The 14,625-nt window shown below is 71.7% G+C and carries 14 protein-coding genes; 2 read left to right on the top strand and 12 right to left on the bottom strand.

What is annotated here, in order from left to right:
- Positions 1-14: 14 nt before the first annotated feature.
- The 7 genes from ACNNMR_RS33560 to ACNNMR_RS33530 form a co-directional block, all read right to left on the bottom strand.
- On the bottom strand, positions 15-995 hold the full coding sequence (locus ACNNMR_RS33560) for an alpha-ketoacid dehydrogenase subunit beta (protein ID WP_419998453.1): 981 nt from the start codon (positions 993-995) through the stop codon (positions 15-17).
- Positions 983-1,960, bottom strand: a complete 978-nt coding sequence (locus ACNNMR_RS33555) for a thiamine pyrophosphate-dependent dehydrogenase E1 component subunit alpha (protein ID WP_419998452.1) — start codon at positions 1,958-1,960, stop codon at positions 983-985. Before ACNNMR_RS33555 ends, ACNNMR_RS33560 begins: the two co-directional genes overlap by 13 nt.
- Positions 1,957-3,291: a M24 family metallopeptidase gene (locus ACNNMR_RS33550; RefSeq protein ID WP_419998451.1), complete on the bottom strand. Its 1,335-nt coding sequence runs from the start codon at positions 3,289-3,291 to the stop codon at positions 1,957-1,959. Before ACNNMR_RS33550 ends, ACNNMR_RS33555 begins: the two co-directional genes overlap by 4 nt.
- An 82-nt stretch (positions 3,292-3,373) precedes the next feature.
- On the bottom strand, positions 3,374-3,994 hold the full coding sequence (locus ACNNMR_RS33545) for a helix-turn-helix domain-containing protein (protein ID WP_419998450.1): 621 nt from the start codon (positions 3,992-3,994) through the stop codon (positions 3,374-3,376).
- 92 nt (positions 3,995-4,086) lie between these two features.
- Positions 4,087-5,700 carry a cation acetate symporter gene (locus ACNNMR_RS33540; RefSeq protein WP_419998449.1) on the bottom strand — a complete coding sequence of 538 codons (1,614 nt, stop codon included), beginning with the start codon at positions 5,698-5,700 and terminating at the stop codon, positions 4,087-4,089.
- Positions 5,697-6,242, bottom strand: a complete 546-nt coding sequence (locus ACNNMR_RS33535; RefSeq protein ID WP_419998448.1) for a DUF485 domain-containing protein — start codon at positions 6,240-6,242, stop codon at positions 5,697-5,699. Before ACNNMR_RS33535 ends, ACNNMR_RS33540 begins: the two co-directional genes overlap by 4 nt.
- Positions 6,243-6,404: 162 nt before the next feature.
- Entirely contained in the window at positions 6,405-7,328 is a 924-nt protein-coding gene (locus tag ACNNMR_RS33530) for a threonine ammonia-lyase (protein WP_419998447.1), read from the bottom strand.
- A gap of 75 nt (positions 7,329-7,403) precedes the next feature.
- On the opposite strand from ACNNMR_RS33530, the gene ACNNMR_RS33525 reads away from it, so the two are divergent.
- Entirely contained in the window at positions 7,404-8,270 is an 867-nt protein-coding gene (locus tag ACNNMR_RS33525) for a LysR family transcriptional regulator (RefSeq protein WP_419998446.1), read from the top strand.
- Here ACNNMR_RS33525 and ACNNMR_RS33520 read toward each other — a convergent pair.
- The 4 genes from ACNNMR_RS33520 to ACNNMR_RS33505 form a co-directional block, all read right to left on the bottom strand.
- Complete coding sequence (locus ACNNMR_RS33520; RefSeq protein WP_420000569.1) at positions 8,267-8,923, bottom strand: response regulator; 657 nt, start codon at positions 8,921-8,923, stop codon at positions 8,267-8,269. The two genes, ACNNMR_RS33525 and ACNNMR_RS33520, sit on opposite strands and share 4 nt — an antisense overlap.
- Positions 8,924-8,928: 5 nt before the next feature.
- Positions 8,929-10,083, bottom strand: a complete 1,155-nt coding sequence (locus ACNNMR_RS33515; RefSeq protein WP_419998445.1) for a sensor histidine kinase — start codon at positions 10,081-10,083, stop codon at positions 8,929-8,931.
- Entirely contained in the window at positions 10,080-10,601 is a 522-nt protein-coding gene (locus tag ACNNMR_RS33510) for a DUF1453 domain-containing protein (protein ID WP_419998444.1), read from the bottom strand. Before ACNNMR_RS33510 ends, ACNNMR_RS33515 begins: the two co-directional genes overlap by 4 nt.
- Before the next feature lie 169 nt (positions 10,602-10,770).
- On the bottom strand, positions 10,771-12,897 hold the full coding sequence (locus ACNNMR_RS33505; RefSeq protein ID WP_419998443.1) for a DNA gyrase/topoisomerase IV subunit B: 2,127 nt from the start codon (positions 12,895-12,897) through the stop codon (positions 10,771-10,773).
- 429 nt (positions 12,898-13,326) lie between these two features.
- On the opposite strand from ACNNMR_RS33505, the gene ACNNMR_RS33500 reads away from it, so the two are divergent.
- Positions 13,327-13,554 carry a DUF7455 domain-containing protein gene (locus ACNNMR_RS33500; RefSeq protein WP_419998442.1) on the top strand — a complete coding sequence of 76 codons (228 nt, stop codon included), beginning with the start codon at positions 13,327-13,329 and terminating at the stop codon, positions 13,552-13,554.
- Between the two features lie 151 nt (positions 13,555-13,705).
- On the opposite strand, the gene ACNNMR_RS33495 is transcribed toward ACNNMR_RS33500, so the two are convergent.
- Positions 13,706-14,596: a S1 family serine peptidase gene (locus ACNNMR_RS33495; protein ID WP_419998441.1), complete on the bottom strand. Its 891-nt coding sequence runs from the start codon at positions 14,594-14,596 to the stop codon at positions 13,706-13,708.
- Positions 14,597-14,625: the final 29 nt, after the last annotated feature.

Here is a 14,625-nt window from a genome sequence, read left to right as displayed (position 1 = left end):
CTCCTGTGGGGTGTTCAGTAGCGGGCCAGGCCGCGGACCGCGGCCACGACCTTGTCGACCGTGGGGATGACCTCGGCCTCCAGCGCGTCGGCGAACGGCAGCGGGACGCACGCGCCGGCCACGCGCCGTACCGGCGCGTCCAGCAGCCCGAAGCCCTCGTCGGCGACGACCGAGACGAGGGTGCCGCCCCAGCCGCCCTGATAGGGGTTCTCCTCTACGGTCAGCAGCCGCGAGGTCTTCCGCAGCGACCCGAGCACCGTCGCCGCATCGAGCGGCACCAGGCAGCGCAGGTCGATCACTTCGGCCGAGACGCCCTCGTCCGCCAGCCGCTCGGCCGCGGCCAGGGCCACCGGCACCATCGCGGCCAGCGCCACCAGCGTGACGTCCGCGCCCTCCCGTACGACCGCCGCCCGGCCCAGCTCCACGACATGGCTGTCGGCCGGGACCTCGCCCTTGCCCGCCAGCAGCGCCTTGTGCTCGAAGAGCACCACCGGATCGTCGCTGCGAATGGCCGCCGCCATCAGGCCGACCACGTCGGCAGGAGTGGAAGGCGCCGCGATCTTCAGCCCGGGCACGGTCAGCGCCCAGTTCTCGGTCGCCTGCGAGTGCTGGGCGCCGAAGCCGAGGCCGCCCCCATTGGCGGTACGGACCACCAGCGGCACGGTGACCTGTCCGGCCGTCATGTAGCGCACCTTGGGGATCTCGTTGGCGAGGTAGTCCCAGCAGCAGGCGAGGAAGTCGGAGAACATGATCTCCGCGACCGGCCGCAGCCCGGTCATCGCGGCGCCCATCGCCGCCCCGGCAATGGCCTGTTCGGAGATCGGCGTGTCCCACACCCGCTCCGGGCCGAACTCCTTGAACAGCCCGGCGGTGGTCTTGAACACCCCGCCCGCCGCGCCGATGTCCTCGCCCAGGCACACCACCGCGGGATCGCGGCGCATCTCGCGCGCGATGCCCTCGGCGACCGCCTCCCGGTAGCTGATCACGTCCGCCACGCCGCACCTCCGTCGGCCCATACGTCGGTGAGCGCGACGGCCGGGTCGGGTCCCGGCGCGCGCTTCGCGGCCGCCACCGCCTGCGCGACCAGGTGCTCGGCCCGTACGCCCGCCGCCGCGATCTCCTCCTCCGCGACGCCCAGCGCCGCCAGCCGGCCGCGGGCGAGGTCGAGCGGGTCGTGCTTCAGCCACGCCTCGACCTCCTCGGCCGGGCGGTACGCGGCCGGGTCGGAGCGGCTGTGGCCGTAGTGCCGGTACGTCAGCGCCTCCAGGACGGCGGGCCCGTTGCCACCTCGGGCCCGCGCGGCCAGCGCGGCCACCGCGTCGCGCACCAGCACCACGTCATTGCCGTCGATGACCTGGCCGGGGATGTCGTACGCCGGTGCCCGGTCGGCGGCGGGGCGCGGCACGGCGGTCACGTCGGCGATCGGCGTGTACTCCATGTACAGGTTGTTCTCGCAGACGAACAGCACCGGCAGCCGCCACACCGCGGCCAGGTTCAGCGCCTCGTGGAAGGCGCCGATGTTGGTCGCGCCGTCGCCGAAGAAGGCCACCGCGATCTGCCCGGTGCCGCGCAGCTTCGCCGACCAGGCGGCCCCCGCGGCCATCGGGAGATGCGAGCCCACGATGGCGTACGAGCCGAGCATCCCGGCCGCCGCCTTTGTCAGGTGCATCGAGCCGCCCTTGGCCCCGCACAGCCCGGTGGCCCGGCTCATCAGCTCGGCCAGGCACTCCTCGGGGGTGGCGCCGCGGGCGATGGCGTGGTGGTGGCCGCGGTAGGTGGCGAAGACGTAGTCGTCGGCGCGCAGCGCGGCGCTCGCGCCGACGGCGATCGCCTCGTGCCCGGCGGCGAGGTGGGTGGTGCCTTTGACCAGGCCCTGCAGGAAGAGGTCGTGGGCGGCCCGTTCGGTGCGGCGGATCACCGCCATCTGCTCGTAGTGGCTCAGCAGCTCGGCGGGGTTCACCGCTCCCCCCTGCCTGCCCGGGTGTTGAGGTGGGACTGCGACTCGCGGCGGGTGTCGAGTTCGCCGCCCACGGTCCAGTACTTGCGCCCGGCGACCAGCAGCTCCTCGGCCGGGAACTTGGTGATGACCTCGCAGCCGTCCGCGGTCACCACCACCTCCTCCTCGATCCGGGCCGCCGACCAGCCGTCCCCGGCCGGCCAGTACGTCTCCAGCGCGAAGACCATGCCCTCCTCCAGCACCTCCGGATGCGTCGGCGACACCAGGCGGCTGAAGATCGGCTTCTCCCAGATCGACAGGCCGACCCCGTGCCCGTACTGCAGGGCGAAGGCGGCCGTCTCGTCCGGGAAGCCGAACTCCTCGGCGCGCGGCCACACCCGCACGATGTCCGCGGTCGTCGCGCCCGGGCGGACGAGGGCGATGGCCTCGTCCATGTACTCCCGGCAGCGGGTGTACGCGTCGCGCTGGGCGGGCGAGGCGCTGCCGACGGCGAAGGTGCGGTAGTAGCAGGTGCGGTAGCCGAGGTGGCTGTGCAGGATGTCGAAGAAGGCGGGGTCGCCGGGGCGGATGAGGCGGTCGCTGTAGACGTGCGGGTGGGGTGAGCAGCGTTCGCCGGAGATGGCGTTGACGCCCTCGACGTACTCGCTGCCGAGGTCGTAGAGCACCTTGCTGACCACGCCGACGCACTCGTTCTCGCGCACGCCCGGGCGGAGGTACGCGTACAGCTCCTCGTACGCCGCATCCACCATGGAACAGGCCTGGGTGAGCAGGGAGATCTCGTCGCGGGTCTTGATCCGCCGGGCCTCCAGGAACAGCTGCTGGCCGTCGACCACGTCGATGCCCTCGGCCTTGAGGGCGGCCAGCACCGGCATCTCGGCGAGGTCGACGCCGAGCGGCTCGCCGGCCATGCCGTGCTCGCGCAGCTCCCGCGCCACCTTGGCGGCGACGTCCTCGGCGATGCCGGCGCCCGGGTGGAAGGCGCCGCGGAGCGTGGAGATCCCGGCGCGGGCGCCGGTGGGCTCGCCTTCCTTGCCGGCGTAGTCGAGCCAGGGGTTGTAGAGCTGGTGGTGGCGGGCGGCGGAGCCGAAGTCCCAGATGACCGGCTCGGCGCCGCGGACGAGGAGGGCGAAGCGGATGAGCTTGTCCATCGCCCAGGTGCCGATGTGGGTCGACGTCATATAGCGGATGTTGGCGAAGTCGAAGCTGAGCACCGCGCCGAGCTGGGATTCCTCGAGTACGGCCTTCAGCCGCGCCAGCCGCTCGGTCCGTAACCGCGCGAGGTCGACGCGCTCCTCCCAGTCGACCGCGCCTTGCCCGAATGTGCGGACCGCCATCGCGTCCACCCCTCTCCAGCCGGGAGCCCGCTCAACTCACAGTGAACGACCGCCCGATGAGAGTGTCAAGGCACACTGAACACTACCCGGATACCACCCAGACACCGGTCGCAGGCTCCCCGCCGTCGTTGCGGTAGCGATGCGGGGTGGTGGATTCGAAGCAGACGGCATCGCCGGGGCGCAGCGTGTGCTCCTCGAATCCGAGGGTCAGGATCAGCTCGCCCGCGGTGAGGTAGCCGTACTCGGTGCCGGGATGCCGCATCAGCCCGCCGGTGCTGGAGGAGGAGCCGCCCGGCCGGTACGTCACCTGCAGGAAGTCGGTCTCGGTGCCGGGCACATGGCCGAGCCGCTCCCACACCACGCCGGAGTCCAGCTCCAGCCGCTCGCGCTCGTCGGGCCTGGTCAGCGGCCCGATCCGGCGGGCCGGCTCGGCGGCCAGCACGGCGAGCGCGCCGAGGATGGTGCCGGGGGCGGCCGCCGGTGCGTCCTGACGGGCGTCGAAGAGGTCGTCGACGGTGACGGACAGGGCCGTCGTGATCGCGTACAGGGTGCTCACGGATGGCTGGCTCTTGCCGTTCTCGATCTGGGAGACCAGGCTCGCGGAGACGCCGATCTCACGCGCCAGCCGCCGCAGGCTCCAGCCGCGCTCCAGGCGCACCTGGCGGATCCGGGCGCCGACGGGCGGCACGGCGGAAGGGGACACGGGCGGCTCCTCTCCGTGGCCAACGGCTGCAGCGTACAGCCTAATTGAACACCGGCGGAGCGCCTCGGCGGGCTCAGACTGCCCCGGCGGGCTCAGACCGCCCCGGCCCCCGTGAGCGCCCGCACCTCGGTCTCCGCGTGCCGGGCCGGGTCGGCGGGCTCGCGGGAGATCCGGGTGCCGAGCCAGCCCGCCAGGAAGCCGAGCGGTACGGAGACCAGGCCCGGGTTCTGCAGCGGGAAGTACGCGAAGTCGAGGCCGGGGAACAGCGCGTCCGGGCGGCCGGAGACGACCGGCGACAGCGCCACCAGCACCAGCGCGGGCAGCAGCCCGCCGTACACCGCCCATACCGCGCCGCGGTGCGTGAAGCGGCGCCAGAACAGGGCGTACAGCAGCACCGGCAGATTCGCGGAGGCCGCCACCGCGAAGGCGAGGCCGACGAGGAAGGCGACGTTCTGCCCGCGGGCGAACAGCCCGAGCCCGATGGCGACGAGGCCGATCACGCCCGCCGCGACCCGGGCGACGGCGACCTCGCTGCGCTGCTTGCCCTTCTGCTGCGCGCGTCGCCGGCGCCGCAGCGAGGCGTACAGGTCATGGGCGACCGACGCCGACGACGCCAGCGTGATCCCCGCGACCACCGCAAGGATCGTCGCGAAGGCGACCGCGGCCACGATCGCGAAGAGCACCGCTCCCCCGGTCGACCCCGCACCCCCGCCCAGGTCGAGGGCGAGAAGCGGCACGGCGGTATTGCCCGCGGCGTTGTCGTTACGGACCGCAGCCGTGCCGACCAGCGCCGCCGCGCCGAAGCCCAGCACGATCGTCATCAGGTAGAACCCGCCGATCAGCCCGATCGCCCACACCACCGACCGCCGCGCCGCGCGGGCGGTCGGGACCGTATAGAAGCGGGCGAGGATATGCGGCAGCCCGGCGGTGCCGAGGACGAGCGCGATGCCCAGGCTGATGAAGTCCAGCCGGTTGCCGACCGTCCCGCCGTACTTGAGCCCGGGTGCGAGGAAGTCGCCCCCATGGCCGCTCCGTTCCGCCGCGGCGGAGAGCAGCGCACCGAGATCGCCATGGAAGCGGATCAGCACCATCACCGTAAGCGCGATGGCACCGCCCATCAGCAGCACAGCCTTCACGATCTGGATCCAGGTGGTGGCGCGCATGCCGCCGACGCAGACGTACAGCACCATCAGCCCGCCCACCCCGGCCACCGCCGCCGTCTGCTCCGCGCCGCCGCTCGCGCCGAGCAGCAGCGCGACGAGGCTGCCCGCGCCGACCATCTGCGCGACGAGGTAGAGGACGGAGACGGTGACGGAGGAGATGCCGAGGGCGAAGCGGACGCCGGGCTCGCGGAGCCGGGCGGCGACGACGTCGGCGAGGGTGAAGCGGCCGCAGTTGCGGACGAGTTCGGCGACCAGGAGCAGCACGACCAGCCAGGCGACGAGGAAGCCGACGGAGTAGAGCATGCCGTCGTAGCCGTAGAGGGCGATGAGTCCTGAGATGCCGAGGAAGGAGGCGGCGGACATGTAGTCCCCCGAGATGGCGAAACCGTTCTCCAAAGGGGAGAACAGCCTGCTGCCGGCGTAGAACTCCTCGGGCGAGCCGTGCCGGTGCCGGCCCGCCCAGGAGGTGATCGCCAGGGTCAGCAGCACAAACGCGCTGAACAGCAGCAGCGCGAGCGTCTGGTGTTCGGCGAGGCCCCTCACTGCAGTGGGTCCTCCTCCTTCGTACGGGCCTCGTGCGCTCGGGCCTCGTGCGCGCGGGCGTCGGCCTGCGCCTGGAGGGTGACGTCCCAGCGCAGTTCGAGCGCGGGCTGGTCGCGGCGGAGCCGGGCGTGTCTGGCGTACGCCCAGGTGAGCAGGAAGGTGGTGACGAACTGGCCGAGGCCGGCCAGTATCGCGACATTCACCACGCCCGCCACCTTGTGTGCCATCAGCCCCGGGGCGGCGGTCGCGGCGATGACGTAGGCGAGATACCAGCCGAGGAAGGCGATGACCGCGGGCACGACGAAGCGTCGGTACTGATCGCGGACGTGCTGGAACTCCGGGCTGTGCTGGACCTCCAGATAGAGCTCGGAGTCGTCGGCGGGCGGGCGCGGCCCGGGCACGGCAGCCGCACGCGGCGGCGGCACCCAGCGGTCCGGCTCCGGATCGTCCCAGGCTCCCCAGCCGGAGGCCAGCTCGTCGTGCCAGGGGTCGTCGAGCGCCGCGGCCGGGGTGTGGGCCTCGGCCGCCTCGTGCTTGTCCACCGTGTCTCCCTCGTATTGCGGCGAGCTCTTGGCCGCGACACAAAGGATGGTTGGATCGCATGCGGCCGGGTTCCGCAATCCCGGACCCTTCACACAATCAGGTGAACACCCGGCGCAATACCGGAGATTTAAGGTCAGGACTCCTCTACGGGACGGCCACCGCTACACATTTCCACCCGAGCACATGACCGCCACATGCCGCCCGGCGAAGCGGTCGGGATGGGTGTGCAGAGCGGCGAGTGCGGCCGCGCCCGCGCCCTCGGCGAGGGTGTGCGCGTCGCGGGCGAGGGCTTGGCGGGCCTGCTCGATGGCGGCGTCCTCGACCAGCAGGAAGTCGGTGAGCCGGGCTTTCAGGACCCGCTGCGGCAGCGCGAAGCCGCTGCCGGTGGCGAGGCCTTCGACGGCGGTGCGATTGGGGCGCGCGACGACCTCGCCCGCCCGCCAGGAGTCGTGCGCGCCGGGCGCGGCGGCCGACTGCACGGCGACGACGTCCGCGTGCGGCGCGAGCGCGGCGGCGACGAGGCACGCGGCGGCGGCGCCGGAGCCGCTGCCGACCGGGACGATCACGGTGTCGGTACGGGGCGCGTCCTCGAAGAGCTCGAAGTAGGCGGTGCCGACGCCGGCCAGGATGGCGGGCTCGTTGGCGGCGCTGACCAGGCGCATGCCGCGCTCGGCGGCGAGCTTCTCGGCGTACGGGCGGGCCTCGTCGAAGTTCGCCCCGTACTCGACGAGTTCGGCGTCGAGCGCGGAGACGGCGCGGGCCTTGCCCGGGTTGGGGTCGCGCGGCATGACGATGACGCAGGGGACGCCGAATCGGGCGGCGGCGTAGGCGAGGGACTGGGCGTGGTTGCCGGTGGAGTAGCCGACGACGCCGCGGGCGCGCTCGGCCGGGTCCATGGTGGCGAGGAGGTTGAGGCCGCCGCGGACCTTGAAGGCGCCGGTCGGCTGGATGTTCTCGTGCTTGACGGTGAGGGAGGCGGCGGCGCCCTTGTCGAGCGTCGGGTACGACCAGGCCGGAGTGGGCGGCAGGTGACGGCGGAGTCGGGTGCGGGCTTCGAGGACGTCGGTGATGGTGGGCGGCTGCATGGACAGCAGGCTGACACTTGGGCGATAGATAGGTCCAATGGAAGTTTACGCTGGATGTATCAATATCATCGATGTATGGATCTCACCCGCCTACGCGTCCTGGCCGCCGTCGCCCGCGAAGGCTCCGTAACGGCGGCCGCCGACGCCCTCAACTACGCCCAGCCCTCCGTCAGCCACCACCTGGCCCGCCTGGAGGAGGAGGCCGGCGTCCCGCTGCTGCAGCGCGCGGGCCGCGGCATCCGCCTCACGGACGCGGGCCGACTGCTCGCGGAGCGGGCGGAGGAGATCCTCGGCCGCCTGGCGGCTACGCAGCTGGAGCTGGCGGCGCACGCGGGGCTGCGCGCGGGGCGAGTCCGGGTCGCGGCCTTCCCGTCGGCGCTGGCGACGCTGGTCCCGGCGGCCGCGACCCGCTTCGCGGCGGACCACCCGGGCGTCGAACTGGCGCTGACGGAGGCCGAACCCCCGGCGGCGCTGGCGGCGCTCCGCGCCGGCGACGTGGACGTGGCGCTGGTCTTCGAGCACGACGACGCCCCGGAGTCGGGCCGGCTGAACGTAACGGCGACACCGCTGATGGCGGAGCCGACGTACTTGGTGACGCGCAAGGCGGCACGCGGCGGTCTGGTGGCGTACGCGAACGAGCCCTGGATCGCCGGCTGCGAACGCTGCCGCGCCCACCTGCTGGCGTCGTGCGAACGAGCGGGCTTCGTGCCGCGGATCGCCTTCGAGACGGACGACTATGTGGCGGTGCAGGCTCTGGTGGCGGCGGGCGTAGGCGTCTCGACGCTCCCGGGATTGGCGCTGCGCGCGCACCGGCACAAGGACGTACGAGTGCGGCGCCTGCCGGGCGACAGGCGGACGGTGAGCGCGATGGTGTACGGAAAGCCGCCGGCTCCGGCGCCGGTGGCGGCCTTTGTGGAAGCGCTCCGCTCAAGCGAGCTCTAATCCACCAGCCCTCGCCGATAGGCGTACCGCACCGCCTGCGCCCGATCCCGTACCCCAGTCTTCGCGAACAAGTTGTTGATGTGCGTCTTCACCGTCGCCTGCGACACATGCAACCGCCGCGCGATCTCCGTATTGCTCAAGCCCTCGGCCACGAGCGACAGCACCTCGGCCTCCCGCGCCGTCAGCCCGTCCGGCGGCTCGCTCGTCACTGCAGCAGCGGGAGTGGGACCAGGCGTGGCCACTCGCTCCAGCAACATCGCCTGCACCTTGGGCGACAACCCCGCCTCCCCCGACAGCACACTGTCAATCGCCCGGACAATCTCCTCCGCCCCCGCATCCTTCGTCAGATACCCCCGCGCACCGGCCTCCAGCGCGGGAAAGAGCGACTCGTCATCCGCATACGTCGTCAGCACCACCACCTGCGTCCCCGGATGCTCACTCCGGATCCGCCGCGTAGCCGCGACCCCGTCGACGCGCGGCATCCGCAGGTCCATCAGCACCACGTCAGGCGCATGCTCGGCGACCAGCGCCACCGCCTCCTCGCCGTCGCCGGCCGCGCCCACCACCTCGATGCCGGGCAGCAGCCCAAGCAGCATGACGATGCCCTCGCGCACCACCGTCTGGTCGTCCGCGACCACCACCCGGCGCGTCACACCCGTCACACCGGCACTCGCAACTTCACCGCAAAGCCCTTCCCTTCGGGTCCGGCCGCCAGCGTGCCACCCAGCAGCTCGGCGCGCTCGCGCATCCCCCGCAGACCGTACCCGGCCCCGGACGCCGCCAGCTCACCCGCAGCCCGCGTGCCGCCCTCGTCGCGTACCTCCAGCGTCACTTCCCCGTCCCCGTACGCGAACGACACCCGGACCCGCGCACCCGGCGCATGCTTGCGCACATTCGTCAGCGCCTCCTGCGCGACCCGCCGCACCGCCTGCCCCGCCTCGGTCGGCAGCGCCCGCGGCTCGCCCGCGACCGCGACCTCCACCAGCGGGTCGGCCGCGAGCTCGCGCAAATAGCCGTCCACCGGCGCGATGTCGCCGCGCAGCGCCGACAGCGCCTGCCGGGTCTCGGCGAGCCCCTCGCGGGCCATGCCGCGGGCGGCGACGACCCGTTCCAGCACCTGCTCGCGGTCGCCGTCCCGCTCGATGAGCAGCCGGGCCGCCTCCAGGTGGACGAGCTGCGCGGACAGGCTGTGCGCCAGCACGTCGTGGATCTCGCGGGCGATCCGGGCGCGTTCGTCCAGCGCCGCCGTCTCGGCCTCGGCTTTACGGGCGGCGAGCTCCTGCTCCACCAGCCGCTGATTCCGGCGGCGGGCATCGGCGTCGAGCCGGATCACGTAGCCGCCGAGGGCGACGCCCCCCATGGTGGCGGCGGTGGCGAACGCGCTGTCATCGCTGAAGACCGCATACGCCGCCAGCGGCACCAGCATCGCGGGCAGCCCGGCCGCCAGCGGCAGCCGCCCGATCGCGAAGACCGCGACGACGCAGCACACCACGAGCCCCGTCACCCGCGCCCCGTATGCCACCGCGGCGATCGCGAGCGTCAGCGCGAAGGCGAGCATGACGAGCGCGGGCCACACCTGGCGGGCGGCGGTGTACGTGGTGAACCGCCGCAGGGCCGCGAGCACGGCGACGAGGCCGACCGCGCCGATGGCGGCGCCCGGCCCCTGGAACGGCTCGTGGGTGAACAGCGTGCCGATCAGCAGCGCCAGCAGGATCAGCCGCCCGACGCGGGCCACTGGCCGGCTGGCATGCGCCTGGCCCTCGCGGGAGCTCACGCCCCCCGAGGGCCAGCCGAACCAGGTCTGCGAGGTCACACGGTTTCCTTCGTCAGCGCCGGCTGTGCCTGCGGCGCGAGCGCGGCACCACCGTACTCCGACCGCAGCTGCGCGCCCCGCCACCGGATCACCGCGGCCCGTACGAAGAGGCTCAGCGCCAGCGACAGCATCAGCCCGCCGATGCTCAGCGCCACGCCCAGCGCGAGCCCGAGCCCGACGACCGCACCCCGCATCAGGATCCCGCCCACCCACACGAGGGCGGTGGCCTTGGTCCCCTTGGCCCACACGGTGCCGTCGCCCTCGGTCCACATCCGCGTGGTCGACGCCCAGGCGACGCCCATCAGCCCGCCGGCCACCAGCTCCAGCACCAGCAGCCCGGCGGAGGCGCCGGCGTGGGCGGTGTCCACGAGGGCGTAGTTGCGCAGCGCCAGGAAGGCGAGCACCGCGGGGATCAGCCACCAGCGGCCGCCCGCCGTGACCTGCGTCGTACGGAACTGACGGCTCAACACCAGCGCGATCACGGCGACTATGGCCAGGACGTTGGCGAGGGTGGACATGACGGCCTCCGGCTGCGGATTCGGCTTCGAAAGCGCTCGTCGCTTCCGACACCCACGAAGTTACGGATCCGCCCGCTGACCTGGATCGGAGCCGGGGTGGAACCCGGGTGGAGGTTCCGTCTCCACCCGGGGGTGGAGACGGCGCCGCCTCAGGCGTCGATGCCGCGGCTCAGGTGTCGATCCGCGAGCGGTCAAGGGTCGCCGCCGAGTTCGTGATGAACTCCTTGCGCGGCGCCACCTCATTGCCCATCAGCAGGTTGAAGGCCTCCTCCGCCGCCTCCAGGTCGCCGATGTTGATGCGGCGCAGGGTGCGGTGGCGGGGGTCCATCGTGGTCTCCGCGAGCTGGTCGGCGTCCATTTCGCCGAGGCCCTTGTAGCGCTGGATGGCGTCCTTGTAGCGGGTGCCCTTGCGCTCGAGCTCCAGGATGGTCTGGCGCAGCTCGTTGTCGGAGTACGTGTAGATGTACTTGTCGACGCCCTTCTTCGGATTGATCAGCTCGATGCGGTGCAGCGGCGGGACCGCCGAAAAGACCCGGCCCTCCTCGACCATCGGGCGCATATAGCGCTGGAAGAGGGTCAGCAGCAGGCAGCGGATGTGCGCGCCGTCCACATCCGCGTCGGCGAGGAAGATCACCTTGCCGTAGCGCGCCTGGTCGATGTCGAAGCTCCGGCCGGAGCCTGCTCCTATGACCTGGATGATCGCGGAGCACTCGGCGTTCTTCAGCATGTCCGAGATCGATGACTTCTGGACATTGAGGATCTTGCCGCGGATCGGCAGCAGCGCCTGGAATTCGGAATTCCGCGCCAGCTTCGCGGTGCCCAGCGCGGAGTCGCCCTCGACGATGAAGAGCTCGGAGCGGTCCACGGCATCGCTGCGGCAGTCCGCCAGCTTCGCGGGCAGGGACGAGGACTCCAGGGCCGTCTTACGGCGCTGCGCCTCCTTGTGCTGGCGGGCGGCGATGCGGGTGCGGGCCGCGGCGACGATCTTCTCCAGGACCGAGCGGGCCTGCGCCTTCTGGTCGCGCTTCGTGGAGGTGAGGAACGCCTTGAGCTCCTTGGCGACGACATTGGCGACGATCCGCGAGGCCGCCGAGGTGCCCAGCACCTCCTTCGTCTGGCCCTCGAACTGCGGCTCCGCCAGCCGGACCGTCACGACCGCCGTCAGGCCCTCGGTGACGTCGTCCTTGACCACGTCGTCCTCGGCGGCGCGCAGCAGCTTCACGGCGCCGCGCAGCACCTCATTGACGGTCTTGGTGATGGAGCGCTCGAAGCCGGAGACGTGGGTGCCGCCCTTGGGGGTGGCGATGATGTTCACGAACGACTTCATGGTCGTCTCGTAGCCGGTACCCCAGCGCAGCGCGATGTCGACGCCCAGGTCGCGCTGGACCTCGGTGGGCGTCATGTGGCCCTGGTCGTCGAGGACCGGGACGGTCTCCTTGAAGGTGCCGGAGCCCTGCAGCCGCAGCACGTCGGACACGGGCTTGTCCGGCGCCAGGTACTCGGTGAACTCGCTGATCCCGCCGTCGTAGCGGAAGATCTCGGTGGTCGGCTCGGCGCCGTCGATCCCGCGCTCGTCCTTGATGGCGAGGGTGAGGCCGGGGACGAGGAAGGCGGTCTGGCGGGCGCGGGCCTGCAGCTCCTCCAGGGAGAGGCGGGCGTCCTTGAGGAAGATCTGCCGGTCCGCCCAATAGCGCACGCGGGTGCCGGTGCGGGTCTTGGGGACCTTCTTGGTCTTGGTCATCCCGCTGGCGGCGGTGAACTTCGCGTCCGGCCCGTCGCCCGTAAAGCCGCCGGGGACGCCGCGGCGGAAGCTGATCGTGTGCGTACGGGAGGAGTGGTCGACCTCGACGTCCAGGCGAGAGGAGAGCGCGTTGACCACGGAGGCGCCGACGCCGTGCAGGCCGCCGGAGGCGGCATAGGCGCCGCCGCCGAACTTGCCGCCGGCGTGCAGCTTGGTCATGACGACCTCGACGCCGGAGAGCCCCGTCTTGGGCTCCTTGTCGACGGGGATGCCGCGGCCGTTGTCCCTGACCTCGACCGAGCCGTCCGCATGCAGCAGGACCTCGATGTGGTCGCAATAGCCGCCCAGGGCCTCGTCGACGGAGTTGTCGATGATCTCCCACAGGCAGTGCATGAGGCCGCGGCTGTCCGTGGAGCCGATGTACATGCCGGGGCGCTTGCGGACGGCCTCGAGGCCCTCGAGGACGAGGAGGTGCCGCGCGGTGTAGTTCGACTCGTCGCGGTCTGCCGCGGCGAGCAGGGAGGGCACATCGGTGGTCGACACTGCGGCGGACACGTAAGTTCGCTCCTCGCTGAATTCAGGTGTGTGGTGCCTGGTGGCGCCCGTCAGAGGGTACCGACCCCTTGGCAGGACTGGTGTGCAGGCACTTGCTCGTGGCTCCATGCTAGTACCGTGTCGAGCAGATGTTCGATCCCTCGAAGGAGTGACGCCCACATCACGTTCCCATCCCGGCATGAACCATTTAGGCTCCGGGCACGTCCTCATGGACAACCGGCAAGCCAGCCGGGGAGGACAGCCCCTGTAAAGAAGCGAAAAGCCCAGCAGCGCACCAAAAATGCACTACGGCACATTTCGCCGCCACCCCGGTCGCATCTGTCCGCTGTGAGCGAACCCACCCCGAGGTAAAGCCCGGGCGGGAACGTTTTCGGACTGGTTGGATGTTGACCCTGGTACGACAGCTCGTCGAGCTAGAGAAGAGGCGACGTGACTACAGTTCTGACACCGTCGAGCCCGCTGACGGCCGCTGACCGCTGCGACCGTTGCGGCGCCCAGGCATACCTGCGCGTCGTCCTGATGAGCGGTGGCGAACTGCTCTTCTGTGCCCACCACGGGCGCAAGTTCGAGCCCGAACTCAAGAAGATCGCCGCCGAGATACAGGACGAGACGGAGAAGCTGACCGCTACTCCCTCCGCCGACACCGAGGAACGCTGATACGACGCTTCCCAGACGAGCCGTGCCGGTCCAGGACCGGCGTTCGGGCGGCCTCCCCCTGACGGATCAGGGGAGGGCCGCCCGTTCGGCTCCTGGGGCTCCCTCGGGCCTTTCAGGCCCGTCAGCGGGCCCTTCAGACCCGTCAGCGCTTTCAGTCCTTGCCGGCCCCCTGCGGCTTCGGCAGTTCCTTCCGCGCGTGGGCCACCAGCTGCGGCTGCACGCCCGAGATGCGGGTGTAGACCCCCGGGTTCCCGCGCTCCCCGCAGCCGTTCCCCCAGGACACCAGCCCGATCAGGCGCCCCTTGGCCACCAGCGGCCCGCCGCTGTCCCCCTGGCAGGCATCCTTCCCGCCCGCGGGCACCCCCGCACACAGCATGGAGCGGGTCGTGTACGTACCGTCAAGGCTCCCCGCCGGATAGGCCGACCTGCACATCCGGTCGCCGAGCACCTTCACCTCGGCCGCGTGCAGCGAGGTGGCGTAGCTGCCGTCGCCCTTGGTGTCGCCCCAGCCGTAGACCCGCGCGGCGCCCCCGGCCTCGTACGCGTCGTCGTCGCCGCCGGCGGCCATTTGGATCGGCTTGCCCCGAGTGGCGGGTCGCTCCAGGGTGAGTACGGCGATGTCCCCCGCGTTGGTCCAGCTGTCGTAGTCCGGGTTGACCCAGGCCTGGCGGATCTTGATCTCCTGCCCGGCACCACCGCGCAGATTGCCGCGCCCCGCCACCACCCGCAGGTCGCGCACCTCTTCGAGGGGGGCGCCGAGCACCTGGCGGGTCAGGCAGTGCGCCACCGTTATCACCTTCGCCGGCGCGATCAGCACCCCGGCGCAGAACTGCCCCGAGCGCTCCCGCCCGTACTGCTCCCGGCTGGTGAGGGCCACTATCCAGGGGCTGTCCCCTATCTGCACCGGCTTGCCGCCCACCACCACGCCGTCGGCGGCCGCCCTGGGCGCCGCCGGGAGCTGGAGCACCGCCAGCGGCAGCAGCAGGGCCATAAGGACGCAGGCGGACAGCAGGCGGTGCTTTAACACACGGGGGCGGCGCATAGGCGACTCCTGACGCAGAAACGAGAAGA

Origin of the sequence: Streptomyces boninensis, from assembly GCF_048572725.1 — a bacterium.
Lineage (GTDB): Bacteria > Actinomycetota > Actinomycetes > Streptomycetales > Streptomycetaceae > Streptomyces > Streptomyces boninensis.
This window is presented reverse-complemented; position numbering and strand designations above follow the sequence as displayed.